At 53.2% G+C, this 17062-nt stretch carries 16 protein-coding genes and 1 pseudogene (1 of these 17 cut by a window edge); 7 read left to right on the forward strand and 10 right to left on the reverse strand.

All coding sequences use genetic code 11. From position 1 onward, the window contains the following. The 4 genes from FBQ85_12645 to alr form a co-directional block, all read right to left on the reverse strand. On the reverse strand, nucleotides 1-312 hold a 312-nt coding region (locus FBQ85_12645), incomplete at its 3' end, for a sodium:solute symporter family protein (protein MDL1876002.1). Beyond that, nucleotides 309-536, reverse strand: a complete 228-nt coding sequence (locus FBQ85_12650; GenBank protein ID MDL1876003.1) for a hypothetical protein — start codon at nucleotides 534-536, stop codon at nucleotides 309-311. The genes FBQ85_12650 and FBQ85_12645, both read right to left, overlap by 4 nt. A 98-nt stretch (nucleotides 537-634) precedes the next feature. Continuing rightward, on the reverse strand, nucleotides 635-2749 hold the full coding sequence (locus FBQ85_12655) for a TonB-dependent siderophore receptor (GenBank protein ID MDL1876004.1): 2115 nt from the start codon (nucleotides 2747-2749) through the stop codon (nucleotides 635-637). Nucleotides 2750-2797: 48 nt separating this feature from the next. Next, nucleotides 2798-3964, reverse strand: a complete 1167-nt coding sequence (gene alr, locus FBQ85_12660) for an alanine racemase (GenBank protein MDL1876005.1) — start codon at nucleotides 3962-3964, stop codon at nucleotides 2798-2800. Nucleotides 3965-4240: 276 nt separating this feature from the next. On the opposite strand from alr, the gene FBQ85_12665 reads away from it, so the two are divergent. Both FBQ85_12665 and FBQ85_12670 read left to right on the forward strand, forming a co-directional pair. Further along, entirely contained in the window at nucleotides 4241-5137 is an 897-nt protein-coding gene (locus FBQ85_12665; GenBank protein MDL1876006.1) for an ATP-binding cassette domain-containing protein, read from the forward strand. Nucleotides 5138-5148: 11 nt separating this feature from the next. Beyond that, nucleotides 5149-6471 (forward strand): ABC transporter permease, encoded by a 1323-nt coding sequence (locus FBQ85_12670; protein ID MDL1876007.1) that lies wholly within the window; start codon nucleotides 5149-5151, stop codon nucleotides 6469-6471. A 190-nt stretch (nucleotides 6472-6661) separates the two neighbouring features. Here FBQ85_12670 and FBQ85_12675 read toward each other — a convergent pair whose 3' ends face one another. After that, nucleotides 6662-7612, reverse strand: coding sequence for a class I SAM-dependent rRNA methyltransferase (locus tag FBQ85_12675; GenBank protein MDL1876008.1), 951 nt, complete (start codon nucleotides 7610-7612; stop codon nucleotides 6662-6664). Nucleotides 7613-7888: 276 nt separating this feature from the next. Here FBQ85_12675 and FBQ85_12680 point away from each other — a divergent pair, with 276 nt between their 5' ends. Genes FBQ85_12680 through FBQ85_12695 form a run of 4 tightly spaced genes read left to right on the forward strand, consistent with a single transcriptional unit; the run spans nucleotide 7889 to nucleotide 11101 of the window. After that, nucleotides 7889-8446 carry a hypothetical protein gene (locus FBQ85_12680; protein MDL1876009.1) on the forward strand — a complete coding sequence of 186 codons (558 nt, stop codon included), beginning with the start codon at nucleotides 7889-7891 and terminating at the stop codon, nucleotides 8444-8446. A 48-nt stretch (nucleotides 8447-8494) separates the two neighbouring features. Next, nucleotides 8495-8848 carry an ATP-dependent Clp protease adaptor ClpS gene (locus FBQ85_12685; GenBank protein ID MDL1876010.1) on the forward strand — a complete coding sequence of 118 codons (354 nt, stop codon included), beginning with the start codon at nucleotides 8495-8497 and terminating at the stop codon, nucleotides 8846-8848. After that, nucleotides 8839-9744 carry a GNAT family N-acetyltransferase gene (locus FBQ85_12690; GenBank protein MDL1876011.1) on the forward strand — a complete coding sequence of 302 codons (906 nt, stop codon included), beginning with the start codon at nucleotides 8839-8841 and terminating at the stop codon, nucleotides 9742-9744. The genes FBQ85_12685 and FBQ85_12690 overlap by 10 nt, the downstream gene beginning before the upstream one ends. A gap of 58 nt (nucleotides 9745-9802) precedes the next feature. Then, nucleotides 9803-11101 carry a DUF1343 domain-containing protein gene (locus FBQ85_12695; protein ID MDL1876012.1) on the forward strand — a complete coding sequence of 433 codons (1299 nt, stop codon included), beginning with the start codon at nucleotides 9803-9805 and terminating at the stop codon, nucleotides 11099-11101. Nucleotides 11102-11538: 437 nt separating this feature from the next. Here FBQ85_12695 and FBQ85_12700 read toward each other — a convergent pair whose 3' ends face one another. The 4 genes from FBQ85_12700 to FBQ85_12715 form a co-directional block, all read right to left on the reverse strand. Further along, nucleotides 11539-12708, reverse strand: coding sequence for an aminotransferase class I/II-fold pyridoxal phosphate-dependent enzyme (locus FBQ85_12700; GenBank protein ID MDL1876013.1), 1170 nt, complete (start codon nucleotides 12706-12708; stop codon nucleotides 11539-11541). A gap of 230 nt (nucleotides 12709-12938) precedes the next feature. After that, nucleotides 12939-14198 (reverse strand): DUF4097 domain-containing protein, encoded by a 1260-nt coding sequence (locus FBQ85_12705; GenBank protein MDL1876014.1) that lies wholly within the window; start codon nucleotides 14196-14198, stop codon nucleotides 12939-12941. 165 nt (nucleotides 14199-14363) lie between these two features. Next, a complete protein-coding gene (locus FBQ85_12710) occupies nucleotides 14364-15350 on the reverse strand; it encodes a hypothetical protein (GenBank protein ID MDL1876015.1) in 987 nt (328 codons plus the stop codon). Further along, a complete protein-coding gene (locus FBQ85_12715; GenBank protein MDL1876016.1) occupies nucleotides 15347-15994 on the reverse strand; it encodes an RNA polymerase sigma factor in 648 nt (215 codons plus the stop codon). Before FBQ85_12715 ends, FBQ85_12710 begins: the two co-directional genes overlap by 4 nt. On the opposite strand from FBQ85_12715, the gene FBQ85_12720 reads away from it, so the two are divergent. Continuing rightward, nucleotides 15950-16717 (forward strand): deoxynucleoside kinase, encoded by a 768-nt coding sequence (locus FBQ85_12720; GenBank protein ID MDL1876017.1) that lies wholly within the window; start codon nucleotides 15950-15952, stop codon nucleotides 16715-16717. The two genes, FBQ85_12715 and FBQ85_12720, sit on opposite strands and share 45 nt — an antisense overlap. Nucleotides 16718-16795: 78 nt before the next feature. On the opposite strand, the pseudogene FBQ85_12725 reads toward FBQ85_12720, so the two are convergent. Then, a pseudogene (locus FBQ85_12725) lies at nucleotides 16796-17062 on the reverse strand (hypothetical protein) (it continues 546 nt past the right edge of the window).

The raw sequence follows: 17062 nt of genomic DNA on the forward strand, positions 1-17062 counted from the left end.
CAAATAGCGATGGCGCTTGCCGAGCGCCCACACGCGCGTGCCCACAAAAAAGAAAACCGAAGGGATCACCAACGCCGAGGCAGAAGCCAGCAGGCCAAACACACCGATGCCTTCGTGGTAGGCTTCGCCCGAGGCACCCAGAATTGCCACCGACGTCATATTCGTACCGAACAAAGACATCAACAAAACGAACGGACCGATGCTGCGGCTGGCGACGAAATAATCCTCGCCGGTGGCGCGAAAAAGCTTGTGGCCGAATATGCCGACCGTCAGCACGATCGCGAGGTAGAGGAAGATGATGGCAATGATCATGATGCGCCCTCCGGCGCCTTGCTGTCGAGGTAATCCGGCCAGGCATAGCGCGTCAACAGAAAGAGCAAGCCCGCTGCCATGAAGCAAAACCCGATGTGATAGAGCAGTCCAACTGGCAAGCCCAACACCAGGCTGGGATCATGCCAATTCCAGAGATCGTTGTGCAGCAGATATACCACGACCCATGCGGCATACAGCAACCATCGCACAGATTTGTTTTTCACGATTTCTCCCGTTGTTTTTGCTCAGCTGTTAACGTCGCACTCTTGCGAAGTGACATAATAAAAACGAAAACGCTTTGAAACAAGTAGAGTTTGCCGCCTCACAGCCGGAATTCCGCGGCGCAGAAAATGGCAAATGGATTGCCCGGCAGAACCGACCCGGCGCCGTATCCGCGCGTTTCATATTTCGTGTCCGTGACATTTTTAGCGTTGAGACTCCAACTCCAGTTGCCCAGGCGATAATATACCATCGCGTCGAGCGTGAAGTAGCTGTCGATCTCAAAGCCGTTGTCTTCGTCGATGAATTGCGGGCTTACGTAACGGCCACCCACGCCGAAGCCGAGATTGCTTTTGATCGCTTTGGTGGCCCAAACATTCAAGATATGCTGCGGCGCAAAAGCCGGCGTATTGCCGGAGCGATCCACACGCTGCGGCATCGGCCCGGCTTGTGTTTGCACGAGAATGTCTTCGACAAAGCTGGTCAATTCGGCATCATTATAACCATAGGCCAAATAAGCCTGCCAGGTTGCCGAGGGTTGCGCGGTCACATCGATCTCGAAACCGCGTGAACGTTGTTCGCCGCTGAGATAGCGCAGCCCGCTGTAGTCGGGAATGATGAGATCGTTCTTGTCGAGTTGGTAAACCGCCAAGCCCGTGTTGAGCCTGCCGTTCAAAAATTGGGTTTTTACGCCAGCTTCGAGTTGCTGGCTTTCTTCGGCATTGAGATCTTCAACCACCTGCGTGGAAGGCGGGCCGAAAGCGCGCCCGCCATTGGCGTAAAACGAAAAGTTTTGTGTCGGCGAAAAAATCAATCCCAACATCGGGCTGAATTTTTTATACTCGCGCTCAGTCGAAATGCTGAAGAGCTGGCCTTGTACCGGAATCGCATGCGTGTCTTTGTAATCGATCACATCGAATCGGCCGCCGATCAGCGTTTGAAATTTTTCCGAAAAAAAGATTTGATCGACGAGATACGGCGCCAGATTCACGCTGCGCGCATCATTTTGCAAAAAGGGAAAAGGATTGACGGCAGCCGCCGATTCTTGCGGCGACTCCAGGCTCAACGCCGGCAAATCCGCAACCGCCAGGGTGAATTCATCGCCGAGGCGGCTTAACTCGACGCCGGCCAGGATTTGATGGCGCACAGCGCCGGTGTTGAAACGCAGCAATCCTTCCAATTGATTGCCGGTGAGTTTTTGGCGATCATCCAGCGCCGTGAGCGAACGGAAAACGAAATTGCCGAATTGCGTCGGAAAAGCGCCGAACAGCAGCGTGCCGTCGGATTGCCAATCCAAATCGGTGTAGTAAAATTTGTTGCGCAGCGTGAAGCTGCCGCTCACGCGCGTTTCGAAATCGAGGCGGCCGCGCAAAACGGTTTGATCGGAAACGTCGAAGGGCGATTGATACGATTGCGTACGCGGCACGTTGGGAATTTCGTTGTTGAGCAGCGGCAGGCCGGAATCGGGCTGGTATTTGCTTTTGACATACTCGAAATTCGCCGTCACGGAGGTTTTGCCATTCAGCCGCCAGGTGAGCGCAGGATTGATGCTGATATTTTCGTTGTCTTTGTTGTCGCGGTAATTTTCCGAATCCTGCCAGAGCGCATTGGCGCGGAAGGCCACGTTTTTTTCGGCATTCGTCACGCCGAAATCGAGCGTGCCGCGATACGAGCTGAAATGGCCGGCAGAGCCGCTGGCATGGAAAAAGTTTTTGAAGTGGGGCTGTTTGCGCACGAGATTAACCGCGCCAGAAAGCGGATTGCCGCCATACAAAAACGCGCCCGGGCCTTTCAACACCTCGACGCGTTCGATGTTGTAAAGATTATAAAACGTGACTTCGGGTTCCGCCGCGCCGTCGGTAAGCACCAATCCGCTGGTCAGCGATTCAAAGCCGCGAATCACGAAGTAATCGAACGCGCCAAAACCGGTTTGCACGTTCACGCCGCTGACGTTGTTCAGCGCGTCGCCCAGCACGATGGCGTTTTGATTTTCGATGAGGGAATTGGTGACAACGCCGACGCTCGCGGGCGTTAGACGCAGCGCCAGCGGAAATTTTGCCGCCGCGCTATTCGAAGCCGGCAACGGCGCAATGCGTTCAGCGATGACAAGCACGGTGTCGGAGGAAACATAGCTTTTGCCCGGTTCGGTCTGGGCGAAACTGCTACCCGCGGCTGCGACCAGCGCTGCCAGGTTTACGATTAGAAGTTTTGCTTTCATAATTACTCAAACTGCCTTTCCTGGTTAAACGTGAATATGACGATAGTTTTATTCTTCGAAATAAATCCTCGGCAGCCGCAAGCTCCAGCGCGTCATGAGGTCGTAGGAAACCGTTCCGCCCCAGGCCGCGAGAGCATGCACGGAAATTTCGTCTTCGCCTTGTTTGCCCATAATCACCGCTTCATCCCAAACTCGCGCGGCAGGAATATCGGAGACATCGATCATCATCGCGTCCATGGCATTGCCGCCGATGATGGGCGCGCGTTTGCCGTGCACCAAAACATACCCCGTATTGCGCACGCGCGGAAAGCCATCGCCGTAGCCGAGCGGGAGAACGGCAATCGTGCGCGGTGATTCCGCGCGATAACGCATGCCATAACCCACCGTGTCGCCGGGTTCGATTTGCTTGATCGCCGCCAGGCGCGACTTGACTGACATAACCGGCTGCAAGCCGGGTATGCGTCGGCACACTTGCGAAGGATAAACGCCCAGCGGCAAAATTCCCGTGCGCACCATGTCGAAATGCGCTTGCGGAAGATCGAGATAGCCGCCGCTGTTGCAGGTGTGCAGCAGCGGCGCGTTCACCGGCGGCAGATTGTTCTGTAAGACTGTGTGGCGGCGAATTTGTTGCACGGCCTCGGTGAAGCGCCGGAGTTGTTCCAGAGCAAACGTTTTATCAAGCTCGTCAGACATGGCGAAATGCGTCATGAGGCCGGCAAGCTGCAAATTTGCAAATTGCAAAACTTCTCCAACAACCGGCAACGCTTTCGTCCAACGCACGCCGTAACGATTCAAACCGGTGTCGATTTCAACATGCACGCTGGCGCACTTGCCTTGTTTGGCTGCAAGACTGTTTAGATTCTTCGCTGTCGCAGCATCATTCACAAAAACGTGAAAGCCGTGCGCCAGACAAATCTCCAACTCCGATTCAGGGCGCTCGCCAAAAATTAAAATTGGCGTTTGCAAACCGGCCTGATGCAATTCAAGCGCTTCGTCAAGCGTCGCCACCGCGAGATAAGCCGCACCGGCAGCGGCAGCCCGCCGGGCAATTTCCACCGCGCCGTGGCCGTAAGCTTGATCTTTTAGCACCGAACACCATTTCAAATGCGGCGGCATATCGGAACGCAAGCGTTCAAGATTGCGGCGCATTTGAGTGAGATTGATTTCCACCCACGCCGGCCGCAAGGGCGTATTGGGTTGGCGAAGAGAGATCATAGGTTATTCTACCGGAGAATTTTCGCAAAATTGAATTTCAAGCATAGCAACAAGGCGCGATGGTTTCCTGATGGTTCGTGATTTCTTTTTGGTTTTAATATTGAAGTACAGCTTCACCTGTCAATGCAATCGTGCAAGCTAAAATCTTCTCATAAATTTGCAACTCTAATCTCGAATGATTACATTAGCCGCGCAATGAGAGCCGTAACTCTGGCGCAAACTGGCCGTAAACGGCCGTCAAAACGACCCCTCCAAAAAACCTATGAAAGCCGTCCTATGGAAACTTTACGACTTGAAAACGTCTCCAAAAGCTTCGACAAAGTCGAGGCGGTGAAGAGCCTGAATTTCAGCGTGTCGCCCGGAACGATGTATGGTTTCCTCGGGCCGAACGGCGCCGGCAAAACCACCACGCTGCGCATGATCATGGAAATCATTTTGCCGGACGCAGGGGCGATACATTTGCTGGGGCAACCAAACGCGTTGTACCTGCGCGACCGCGTGGGCTATTTGCCCGAAGAACGCGGCCTTTATCGCAAGATGAAAGTGCATGAAGCGCTGCACTTTTTTGCCGAGTTGAAAGGCATGCGCAAGAAGGACTATCTCGCAAAAGTGAATATCTGGCTCGATCGGTTCGATTTAGGCCCGGCGCGCGACAAAAAAGTCGAGGAGTTGTCAAAGGGCAATCAACAAAAGCTGCAATTTCTGACCACCGTGCTGCACGAGCCGGATTTGGTGATTTTGGACGAGCCGTTTATGGGCCTCGATCCGCTCAACGTGCAGCTCGTGAAAGACGTGATGCTGGAGCAGAAAAAACGCGGCGCGGCCATCGTTTTTTCCACGCATCAAATGCATGAGGCCGAACGGTTGTGCGACGCGATCTGCTTGATCAATCGCGGCGAAAAAATGCTGGACGGCAATTTGGCTAGCATTAAAAAAAGCTACGGTCCGAAGAATATAATTTTATCCTACACCGGCAAATCCGATTATTTGCAGGATCAAGCGCTGGTTGAGCATTATAACGATTACGGCCAATACGTCGAAGTCACTTTGCAAAAGGGTGTCGCGCCCAAGGCGTTTTTGTATCGCGCGCTGGAGCACGCGGAGATTACGCGTTTCGAAGTGGCCGAGCCGTCGTTGCATGAAATTTTCCTGTCCGTGGTAAAATCGAATTAAGGGAGCAAGTGATGACATCCACTTCAACCGCCCAGCACGATCGCGTGGGCAACCTCATCAAAATGTTCACCGTGATGCGCCGCGAGTTTCTCTCGCGCGTGAAAACCAAAGGCTTCATCATCGGCACGATTCTTATGCCCTTGTTTATCGTCGGCATCTTCGGCGTCCAGATTTGGCTGGCCACCATTTCTTCTGATGAGATCAAAAAAGTTGGCGTGCTTGATCAAACAGGCGAATTGTATGCGAGTTTGGAAAACAATCTCGATGCCAAGACGGAAAACGGGACGCGTCTTTTTAATCTGGAAAAAATCGAGATGGTGAATAATCTCGAAACCTCCAAGAAAGTGCTCGCTGAGCGCGTCGATGCCGGCGATCTCGATTACTACGTCATCCTGGATCAAGGCATTCACGAGAATAATCACGCCGAAATTTACGGCAAAACCGCCAGCGATTTCCGCAAGAATAATGAAATCGAAAGCGCGATTACCAAGGCCGTCATCGATCAGCGTCTCACGCGCAGCGGCCTGGATGGCGAAAACATCCGCAAATTGATGAAACCCGTCAGGCTAGAAGCCTTCAAGATCAGCGGCCAGGGCAAAGAACAAAAGGAAAGCGAAATGAAAATCGTCATCGCGTGGATTCTGTGCTTCTTTTTGTACATGGCGATGATACTTTACGGCGCGATCATTTTGCGCAGCGTTTTGGAAGAGAAAACCTCGCGCGTAGTGGAATCCGTGGTTTCCTCGGTCAAGCCGTTTTATCTGATGGCCGGCAAGCTGCTCGGCGTCGGCGCGATGGGTTTGACGCAATTCCTGATTTGGGCAACCGTGGCCGGCCTGGTATCGTTTTACGGCGTCACGGTGGCCGGCATGTTGGGCGCCAACGCCGGGCCTAACGTTGAGCTGACGCACATACCTCTATCGGTGCTGGGGTACTTTGTGTTGTTTTTTGTGCTGGGATATTTTTTGTATGCGACGTTGTATGCCGGTGTCGGCTCGCTGGTCAACTCCGACCAAGACGCCCAACACATGGCGATGCCGATTACGATGATTTTCATGGCGGCCTTTTTTTGCAGCATCTATATCATCAATAATCCCACGGCGCCCGCGACCAAAGTGCTCTCGCTGATTCCGTTTTTTGCCCCCATCACCATGATGACGCGCATTGCGATGGAAACCGCGACGCCGGTGGAAATTGTTTTGTCCATTGTGCTGATGATTGTGACGTTGATCGGTTGCGTCTGGCTCTCGGCCAAAATCTTTCGCGTCGGTGTGTTGATGTACGGCAAGCGGCCGACGCTGCCCGAAGTTATCAAATGGCTTCGCTATGCGTGATCAACGTGTAAATGGCCTTGCAATTCATTTGAGTGGCCTCCGAAGGGGTTTGTGAGTTGTTCGATGCTGTGCCTAATGCTTTTACAAGGTCCCTACGGGATGACAGGGCTAAGGGTTATAAATTTTCAGAATAGAAGTGCAATAGTTTTTTTGTGGGAGTGAATCGGGATCGCGTGCTGCCGGATGTTTTTCAAAACGCACGCGACCGGTTCTTTTGGAACAATCCGATTTTAAGATAATCATCATCCGCAAAATCTGCGCTGATCGGCACGTCTTCTTGCAGGTTGAACTCGCGGGCGAAGAGACTAAAAAATTTCTCCCGTGAAATGCCGCGAAAATTCGTACTGGCGAGCAAGTAACCCGCTGGCCGAAGCACGCGCGCGAGGTCGGGCAGCATTTCTTTAAAACTTTTCTCGAGCGTGAAGCGACTGCCGGATTTTTGCGTGGCATAGGTCGGCGGGTCGCAAATAATCAAATTAAACGCCTCGTCTTTCTGTTTATGCAGAAACGTCAACGCATCTTCGCGGCGTTGGCGCACGACGGTCACGCCGTTTAATGCCTGATTTTCTTTCGCCCAATTCAGCCACTTGGGACTGCTGTCAACTTCAATGACGCGGCCTGCGCCGGCCTTTGCTGCGGCCATGGAAAATCCCCCAGTATATGAAAAAAGGTTCAAGACTTCGTCGCCAGGTTTGACGATCATTTTGATTTTTTGCCGCGCGCGCTTGATATCCAAAAACAAACCGGTGTTGTGGCCTTCTTGAAACGATACGGTGAATTGCAGATCATACTCCCGAATCACAAAGCGCGGCGGCGGCAATGTTCCAAACAGCAGGTCGGATTGCAGCGGCGCAACAGCCGTTTCACGAGCATGCGAAAGATTTTCGGGGCGGAATCTCTGTATCGCGCCGTAGACCGGCAATCCCGCTGCGGTAAGCGCTGCCACTGTGTGCGCGGCGATAGCGGCCAAATCCTTGCGAGGGAAGTTGGCATAATAAATGAGCAAGACATAGCCGGCATAATAATCGATCGTTAAGCCCTGGCCAAACTCATGATGGCAAATGCGAAATGCCGTGCAGGTTTCGAAAAATTGCCGGCGCCGGGCGAGCGCATTTTCGATTGTTTCGAGGTTTTGAGTCATATGCCCGCGTGTTCACGGTTATGGGGTCCGCGGCAAATTGTGCGAAAAACGCCAGAAAATCAAGCGCAAGATTGCGGCAAGGCGAATAATTATACTCCAGTCATGCACGCACGGCGTTCTGTGCGTTCAAGCGGGCTTTATTTCGCTTGACACTTTTCGATTATTTTTCTATTATTGCGCGGCATTTTTGAATCGCTGAAAATGGTCTCAACGCCTTGCTCAACCTTCGTTTCATATTTGTAACACTTCAAGGCACGGCTTAGAAGGTTTATTCGCATGTTAATATCCGTACGAGTTGATCGTGTGACGCTGGATACGACCGCTAATCGTTTTGTCGTCATTTTGAAAGATGATGTGCATAGCCGTTGGCTTCCCATTGTGGTCGGATCCTCGGAAGCGCAAGCGATTGCATTGCAAATGGAAAATATCATTCCGCCCCGGCCGTTGACGCACGATTTGATGAAAAGCTTGCTGGATTCGATCGAAGCGCGCATCTCGCGTATCGTGATCAATGATTTGCGGGAGAATACCTATTACGCCATTGTGGGCGTGAAACTCAACGGCCAGCACGTGGAAGTCGATGCGCGGCCGAGCGATGCGATCGCGTTGGCGCTGCGCACGCAAGCCCCGATTTTTGTGTCGGATGACGTCATGAAAAAAGCTTCGGTATCGGACAAGGAGGCGGAACGCTCTGAGGACGCGCCGCCCTCGGATCCCATCGAACGCTTGACGCTGGAGATGCAAAAGGCGATCGAAGATGAACGCTATGAAGACGCTGCCCGCTTGCGTGACGAAATTAATGCACGCAAAAAAGAACGCCGCAGCGAGCGCTGAGTTATTCTCTCAACACAAGTCAGGAGCGTAGTTCCGCGACGCGGGATTATGCTTTTTTATTTTATGGAAGTCATTGCCCCCACCCACAAGCGCAAAACGCAAGCCCGGCCCCGCGAGCAGCATATTCCGCGGTATCACGTCATTTTGTTGGATGATGACGAGCACACCTATGACTATGTGATTGAAATGCTGATGAAGATTTTTAATCACGGTCGCGAGCGCGCGTTTTTAATGGCATGCGAAGTCGATGCGCGCGGACGCGTGATCGTCGATACCACGACGCTCGAACGCGCCGAGTTCAAACGCGATCAAATCCATGCGTATGGCGCGGATTGGCGCATCCCCCATTGCAAAGGCTCCATGAGCGCTTGCATCGAACCTTCCGAGGACGAATGTTTATGACCATCAGACCTTTGCGCACCGCCGATTTTGAAGCCGCCCTTGCCATTTGGAATCGCAGCGCGGCTTTCGATCAAATGACGCCCGAGCTTTTTGAGGAAAAAGTGCTCGATGATCCGGATTATGATCCCAATCTCATTTTGCTGGCTGAGCAGGAAAACCGCCCCGCGGGTTTCATCATGGGCGTCAAACGCCGCGCTTCTGCGGAGGGTTTGGGTTATGTCAAATTGCTGGCGGTTGACCCGAGCGTGCGCCGCCGGGGCATAGGCAAGCAACTGTTGCAAACCCTTGAGCAAAAACTTCGCGCTGCGGGCGCCCAAGCGCTGCGCGTCTTTGAGAGCAATCCCAATTATCTTACGCCCGGGATCGATCCGCGCTACACGGAAACCGTGGTCTTTTTCGAACGGCAGGGGTACGAACGTTTCAGCGACACCTCGAATTTGGAAGCCGATCTTGTCACGCGCAGTTTCGATACCAAAGCCGAGGAAGAAAAATTGCGCCACGACGGCATCGACATTCGCCGCGCGATGATGGCGGACGGCGACGACGTGATGGCGCTGCTGCAGCGGCTTTGGCCGGCGTGGATTCCGGAAGTTGAGCGCGCGCTGTCGAATTATCCCATCACGCTGCATCTCGCCTGGCATCAGCAAAAAGTTGTGGCATTTTCAGCTTACGACGGCAACAATCTCAACACCGGTTGGTTCGGCCCAATGGGAACGGATCCCGATTATCGCGGTAAAAACCTGGGCGGCGTTTTGCTGCGGCGTTGTCTCGCGGACATCAAAGCACAAGGCCATCGCCGCGCCATCATTCCTTGGGTGGGGCCATATGGTTTTTATCTGCACTATGCCGGCGCCAAAATCACACGCGTTTTCTGGCGTTATCGCAAGAAATTGTAACCGCGGCCTGCCGCAACTTGCAATCCCTCCACAAAATTTCATCAGACCTGGATCGTGAATGAACAGAATCAATGTTGTTTCCCGAGTGCGAATCACCTTACTGGCGATCATCATTCCAATTCTCACACAGGCGCAGGTCAAGCCCGGTATTGAAGTTTTGTTGACCGAGCAAATCGATCTCGTCCGCGGCAAGCGGGTGGGGCTCATCACCAATCCGACGGGCGTCACCTCCGAGCTGGTGTCAACGATTGATGCGCTTCATTCGCATCCCGACGTCAAGCTGGTGGCATTGTTCGGCCCGGAGCATGGCGTGCGCGGCGACGTTTTTGCCGGCGAATACGTGGCGGATACAATTGATACACGCACCGGCATTCCGGCGTTTTCGCTTTACGGTAAAAATCGCGCGCCCACCCCGGAAATGCTGCGTGACGTCGATATTTTGATTTATGATATTCAAGACATCGGCTCGCGCGCGTACACCTACATTTATACCATGGCGCTGTCGATGCAGGCAGCGGCCAAACAAGGCATACCCTTTGTCGTGCTCGATCGCCCGAATCCGCTTGGCGGCGAGTTGATTGAAGGGCCGATTCTAGATGAACGTTTTAAGTCGTTCATCGGGCTTTATCCGATTCCTTACATCTACGGCTTGACGGCGGGCGAGCTGGCCAAATATTTCAATGAAGAATATCGGTTCGGCGCAAATCTGATCGTTGTGCCGATGCGCGGTTGGCGGCGTTACATGCTGTTCGAGGAAACACGATTGCCCTGGGTGCCGACCTCGCCGCATGTGCCGCACGCGCAAACGGTTTTTCATATTGCCGCGACCGGTTGCATGGGCGAACTATCCGCGGTGAACGAGGGCGTGGGGTACACGCTGCCGTTCGAGCTGCTCGGCCACACCTGGATTGACGGCCCGCAACTCGCCGCAGAATTGAATGCGCAAAAGCTGCCGGGGGTGTTTTTCCGCCCCTTGCATTATCGCCCTTATTATTTCGGGCATAAAGACATGCAGCTCGCCGGCGTGCAAATACACCTGACGGCGCCGCAGATTTTTCGTCCGATGCTGACGCAGTTATATATTCTAGCCGCACTGCTCAAGCTTTATCCGAATCAAAATATTTTTAATCCGGCGCGTGTCAAAAGCTTCGATCAAGCGATGGGAACGGATTCGGTGCGGATACGGTTGGCGCGCGGCGAATCGCCGGCAAAGATTTATCTCTCGTGGGATAAAGAACTGGAAGCGTATCGTGAAAAGCGCAAGCGTTATTTGCTCTACGACGATTTCGCACCGGAGCAGGACAGCAGCAAGGTGAAATCGCCGAATCGTACGAAAACACAGGGGAAGAAGCGTTGACGGGCGGTAGTGGCTCATTTTCAAACTTCACGTTGAATAGGTTACGTGCTATGCTCGCACGAGAAAAAATTCCCCGAAGGGGAAAAAGAGAATAGCCCAGGGCAACGCCCTGGGTCATTTAATAATGATATCTTTAGCCCTGAAAGGGCGGTATCAGGGCACATACATTTTTCTCCCTCGATTTGTTCTATGTCGCGCCGTTGGCGCTTTGCAATTTCCCTCAAACGTTGTTTCCCAGGGCGTTGCCCTTCGCTCTCACATCTCGCCCCGTTGGGGCATATATGCCAACCTACCAAAAAGCGCTAGCCCCCAACGGGGATGACAATCATAGAAGAGTTTTAATTCGACTGGCAAGTATGTCAAAGCGCGAGAGGCATTGGTGAAAAATTTTCGCGCAAAAAGAATGAATAGTAAAGTAAAACACTACCCACCCAGCGTTATGAAATTTTTTTAAATCTCGCCTCTGCCTCTGCCAAAGTCTCTTCGTTCTTACAAAAACAAAAGCGAACTTGGCTGCGGCCATCTTCGGGATTGCGATAAAAGCTCGAACCTGGTACTGAGGCCACGCCGATTTCCTTGATCATCCAACGCGCAAAATCATTGTCATTCGTGTGGCCGGTTTGCTGCATCAACTTCGCGGCGTCCGTCATGATGTAGTACGCGCCCTGTGGCGTCCAGCAGTGAAATCCCGCTGCTGTTAATATCGACAGCAAACGATTGCGTTTCTGCAAATATCTCGTAGCCAATTCGCGATAATACTCCTCGCCGAGACGCAACGCCACCGCGGCCGCCTCTTGCAGCGGCGCGGCTGCACCAACGGTGAGAAAATCATGCACTTTGCGAATGGCATTCGTTTGCTTTTCCGGCGCAATTGCCCAACCCACGCGCCAACCGGTAAGACTATAGGTTTTCGAAATCGCGTTGATGGTCACCGTGCGCTCGGCCATGCCCTCGAGGCTGGCGAGGCTGATATGCTCTGAGCCTTCAAACAGAATATGTTCGTAGATTTCATCGGTGATGGCAAACACCTCCCATTCCTGGCAGAGACCGGCAATAATCTGCAATTCCTCCCGTGAAAAGACTTTGCCGGTGGGATTGTTCGGCGTATTGATGATAATCGCGCGGGTATGCCGGTTGAAAGCGTTGCGCAGCTCGCGCTCATCGAAATTCCAGTCCGGCGGACGCAATTTGACGAAGCGCGGCGTGGCGTGTGAGAGATACGTGTCGGGGCCGTAATTTTCATAAAACGGCTCAAAGATAACGACTTCATCGCCCGGGTTGATTAATGCCAGCAATGTCGCGATCATCGCTTCGGTCGAGCCGCAAGTGACGGTTATGTTTTTCGCCGGATCAACCTGCATGTGGTTATAGCGCTGCGCTTTTTCGGCAATGGCTTCGCGCAGCTTGGCAGCGCCCCAGGTAATGGCATATTGATTGATATCCGCGCGAATGGCCGCGACTGCCGCTTCTTTGACTTCGTGCGGCGCCCCAAAATCTGGAAAGCCCTGCGAGAGATTGACGCCGCCGTGCAGCAGCGTGAGCCGCGTCATCTCGCGAATGACAGACTCGGTGAACGACTCCGTAATGTGGGAAACGGGTGATTTCATAGTTGTGCCGGCGTTTTGAGAGTCAATTGGGACATGCCGTTTTCATTGCCCGCAACATAACATCGTAACAGAAAATCCACAAGCAGAATATCAATCAAACAAGTTACATGCAAAATAGAAATCCCACAAAGGCCGTTTTTGAACGTGCTTTTGTGGGATTTTTTTGTGCCGCGCGAAGAATCAACCGGCGAAAATCCTGCGGTGAAGAATTCTTCCACTCGAGTTGAACATTAACGGCCTTTGCGAATCACGATGTTGCCGCCGCTCGTCCGCAAGCTGATAATGTTGCCGCCACCGTTAATCTCGCCCTCGCCGCGAATGTATCTACCCGCGCGCTCGCCTTTATCGTCGCGTTCGATGCGCAGCGGGAAATCAGATTGGATGTCATAACGCTCGCCCCAATTCCAGCCGTCTCCCAGTCGAATCTCAGCGTAGATTTTAGCGGGCAGTTTTGCCGGAATAGTCAACTCGACTTCGCCGCCGCTGCTGCTCAGGCTGAGATCATGTGGCTTGCTGAAATCCGCCAACGTCATTTCAACCGAAACCGTGCCGCCGGAGGTCGAGGCCTGCAATCGCGCCATCAGATCACGCACATTAATATCGCCGCCGGAGGTGCGCAGATTCGCCGGACCCAATAACGTCGTGGCGCGCACATCGCCGCCGGACGTCGAGGCTTCGATTTCGCCTTTGATGCTGCGCAGAACAACGTCCCCGCCGGACGTACTAACCTCAACGTTGCCGCTGGTGTTTTCAACCTCAACATTGCCGCCTGAGGTTTTGGCCACGACCGCGCCCGTGACGTCAACAATTTCGATGTTGCCGCCGCTGGTGCGCAAGTCAACGGTTTGGTTCGCGCCGCGCAACGTGATGTTGCCGCCCGAAGTCTGGCCATCAAGCGCGCCCTTGATGCCTTCCAATTCCAAATTTCCGCCGGAGGTTTTCACGGATACACGTCCCTCAGCGCTGCGCACGGTGACGTCGCCGCCGGAGGTCGAGGCGCGCACTTCCCCGCCGGTTTCGAACAGATCGACATCGCCGCCGGAGGTGCGCAGTTTGATTGTGCCTTTGACCTGGCTGATGGCGAGATCGCCGCCGCTGGTGCCGATATCCAGGTTGAAGTGGGAAGGCACAGAAATACGAAAATGCGAATCGCTGGAGCGGCGCGGCCGTTCACGGCCTTCAACCAGAATGATATCGCCGGTTTGTGAGTACGAAGCTTGACAAGCCTCCAGCACGCGTTTGGCCTCTTCCATCGTGAAGACTTCCATGTTCACCGTCTCAAGAATCTCCACTTTGTTTTGTTCCCAAGCTTTGACGGTGACATCTCCGGTAATCTCGCGCATTTCGAGCGAACCTTGCGCGCCGGTTTTGAATTCTTTTTTGATTTCGGCAACGTAGCGCCGGCCTTCTTGGCGAATGTCCTGACCAAAAATATTGCCGGCCATAACCAAGCCAAAACACGCATAGATAATCAATAATCGACTCTTCATGAATGAAACTCCCGTGGTTAAGAGATGTGTTAACGGTTCAACTGTCAGAGTCCATCGCCCAAGTGTTGCAAATCTTCAACAAAAGAATATGAAATCTTTGACTCCGAATTCGAACAACCGAAATGCGTGAGCACCGGACGAGGATCTGGATAACTGGAAAACGAATTACAATGAATCGGATTGCATGTTTTGCAGTAGCCGCTTTGCCTCCAAACGAATATACGTATTTGAATCGCTGGCCGCCGCCGCCTCAAAGGCCGAGGCCTCTTGATGATCAAGCGGAACGCGATTGAGCGCGGCCAGCGCCTCGATGCGTACTGCGGGATTGGCATCGCGCAATAACGCTTGAATCAACGCGCTTTTAATGTTCGGCGTTAATGCGAAGTTTTTGAGGGCAGCCACCGCTTTCAGACGCACGCCGTCGTTGGCGTCGTGCGCCAAAACATAAAGCAACGCTTCCGTAAGATCGTCATCCTGGGCCAGCGCCATTGCCGCGCCGCGTGTTTGATTGACGGCTTTCACCGCTTTCAGGCGCAAGCCGGTTTGTTCCTGTCCGCGCATGGTGTGCGCCAACACCTGACGAATCGCCGGATCAGACATGGTGCCGCGCAGAGAAACATTGTTCACCGTGCTGAATTCGATTTCGATCTGGCCGGAAACCGGATCAAGGTTAATGCGATGCACATTGGCCAATTGCGGTGTGATCGACGAGGTTGCCGTGACGAACGGTTCTGCCGGCATCAGCCAATTCGAAGGCACCGGCGATTGCTCCGCTATCATCCGCGGAGGCGAAAAAAACTGGCGTCCAATCAAGATACCGAAAATCAACATCGCCGTTGCGAAGCCGAGCTGCCAGGCCCAACGGCGTTGGGCGCCAAAAAATTCACGCCCATTCAGCCACCACGATGGTGCTTGCGCCGCACGCAGCAACTCTTCATTAAGATTCGCACGCAAACGTTTGAGGGTGGCCTCCTCCAGCTCAAATTGCTCAGCATCCTGCAATTGGCGCTGCAACTTGCGAATGAGTGCCAGCTCTTCTTGCGCCGCGGGATTCGTGCGCAGCCATTCTTCGACTTGCTGGCGCTCGATTGTGCTCAACTCATTGCTGTCGTAGAGCAGCAACAGTTGGCGAATGTGATCCGGTATGCTCATATGGAACCTTCGTGGTATGCTCGTAATTTTTGTTGCATGTGTTGCGTTGCGCGAAACAGGTAGTTTTTTACCGTGCCTTCAGCGCAGGATAAAATGGCGGCAATATCCTGCAATTTATGCCCGTGAAAATGGCGCAGCACGAATACCGCGCGCTGTTGTTCGGAAAGCGAGGCAATTGCCTCGGAGATTTTCTGGCCCAACTCGCGATTCATCGCCGCCCGTTCCGGGTCAACCTCGGGCGCGGCGATTTGATAACGCCCTTCGGGTTCTTCGTCCTCGGCCAGCGGAGATTCCAGCGAATAAAACCGCTCGCGGCTGCGTTTCTTGCGATAATTGATACAGGTGTTCACCACGATGCGATACAGCCAGGTTGAAAATTCGCTTTCGAAACGAAACGTGCCGATCTTGCGAAACACGAGCACGAAGATTTCTTGATAGACGTCTTCAGCGTCTTCCCGCCGGCTCAAGAGATGAAAAGCGAGCTTCAACACCTGGCGATCGTGCAACGCCACGAGCTGCTCGAACGCCGCGAGGTTGCCCTGCTGTGCGCGTCGAATGAGTCTTTCTTCGGTCTCTGTCATAGCTTGATGAAATAGACAATGCCGCGTGAAAAAGGTTTGCACAAAGCGCTTGCGTTTTGGCATGAATTCCTTATAATGCGACTCGTCAAGCCGTGGGCGGCATGGAGCATCTCGCCCACGTCGTGCTCACGAACGTCACATTTTATGCAAAACCCTGAATCAAAACGCAATGCTTTTGTGGCAATTGCCGGCAATATCGGCGTGGGCAAAACCACGTTGACGCGCCTGCTGGCGGAACGCTTTGGCTGGACGGTGTTCTTCGAGAAAGAGGTGCACAATCCCTATCTCGCCGATTTTTATAAAGACATGAGCCGCTGGGCTTTTCATTCACAGCTTTTCTTTTTGAAGGAACGCCTCAAAGATCATCTGCGCATTCAGGCGAGCAACAACACCATCTGCGTGCAAGATCGCACGATTTATGAAGACGCCGAAATTTTTGCGCAAAATCTATTTGATCGCGGCTTGATGCTGGAGCGCGATTTTGCGTGTTATCTCGATTTGTACCGTTCGATCTCGCAAGCGCTGCAGCCGCCCGCAGTCTTTGTCTATTTGCGGGCCTCAATTTGGACCTTGATCAGCCGCATACGCCGCCGCGGCCGTGACTATGAGCAAAATATCGATAAGGAATATTTAGCGCAGTTGAATATTGCTTATGATCATTGGGCAAAACGCGCGGCGGCCAATCATCGTGTGTTGGTGATCGAGACGGATCAGCATGATATTCTCAAGGAGAAAGAATGGTCGGAAGGGGTGTTGCTGGACATTTATCGCGCGGTTCAGGCATGAAGCGCGAAGGACAGGAGGCGTGCACTCGCGCGCGTTGTCACGGCTTGAACATGCGGGCGCGAGTGCGAGCGGGAAATTTTAATGCGATCCGGCGCTGATTTGTGCTGGAGAAGCGAAAACGCTGCTGTCAACTTGTGCGGCTGCGATAATATCGGTAAAAACGATTTTGCGATTCCTGCCGGCCAGAACTCTCTCCGTCGCCAATTTGATGTTTCCGAAGTTTTGCCAGTTGTTCCATTCGGCTGCAATCGGCGCTGCGCCGCTAGTTGAAAAATATTCCCAGCGTTTGATCAAATGCGAGGCGGGATCGACAAAAATATGATACACATTATCGGGCGTGAGGCC

It is taken from the genome of Cytophagia bacterium CHB2, from assembly GCA_030263535.1.
Lineage (GTDB): Bacteria > Zhuqueibacterota > Zhuqueibacteria > Zhuqueibacterales > Zhuqueibacteraceae > Coneutiohabitans.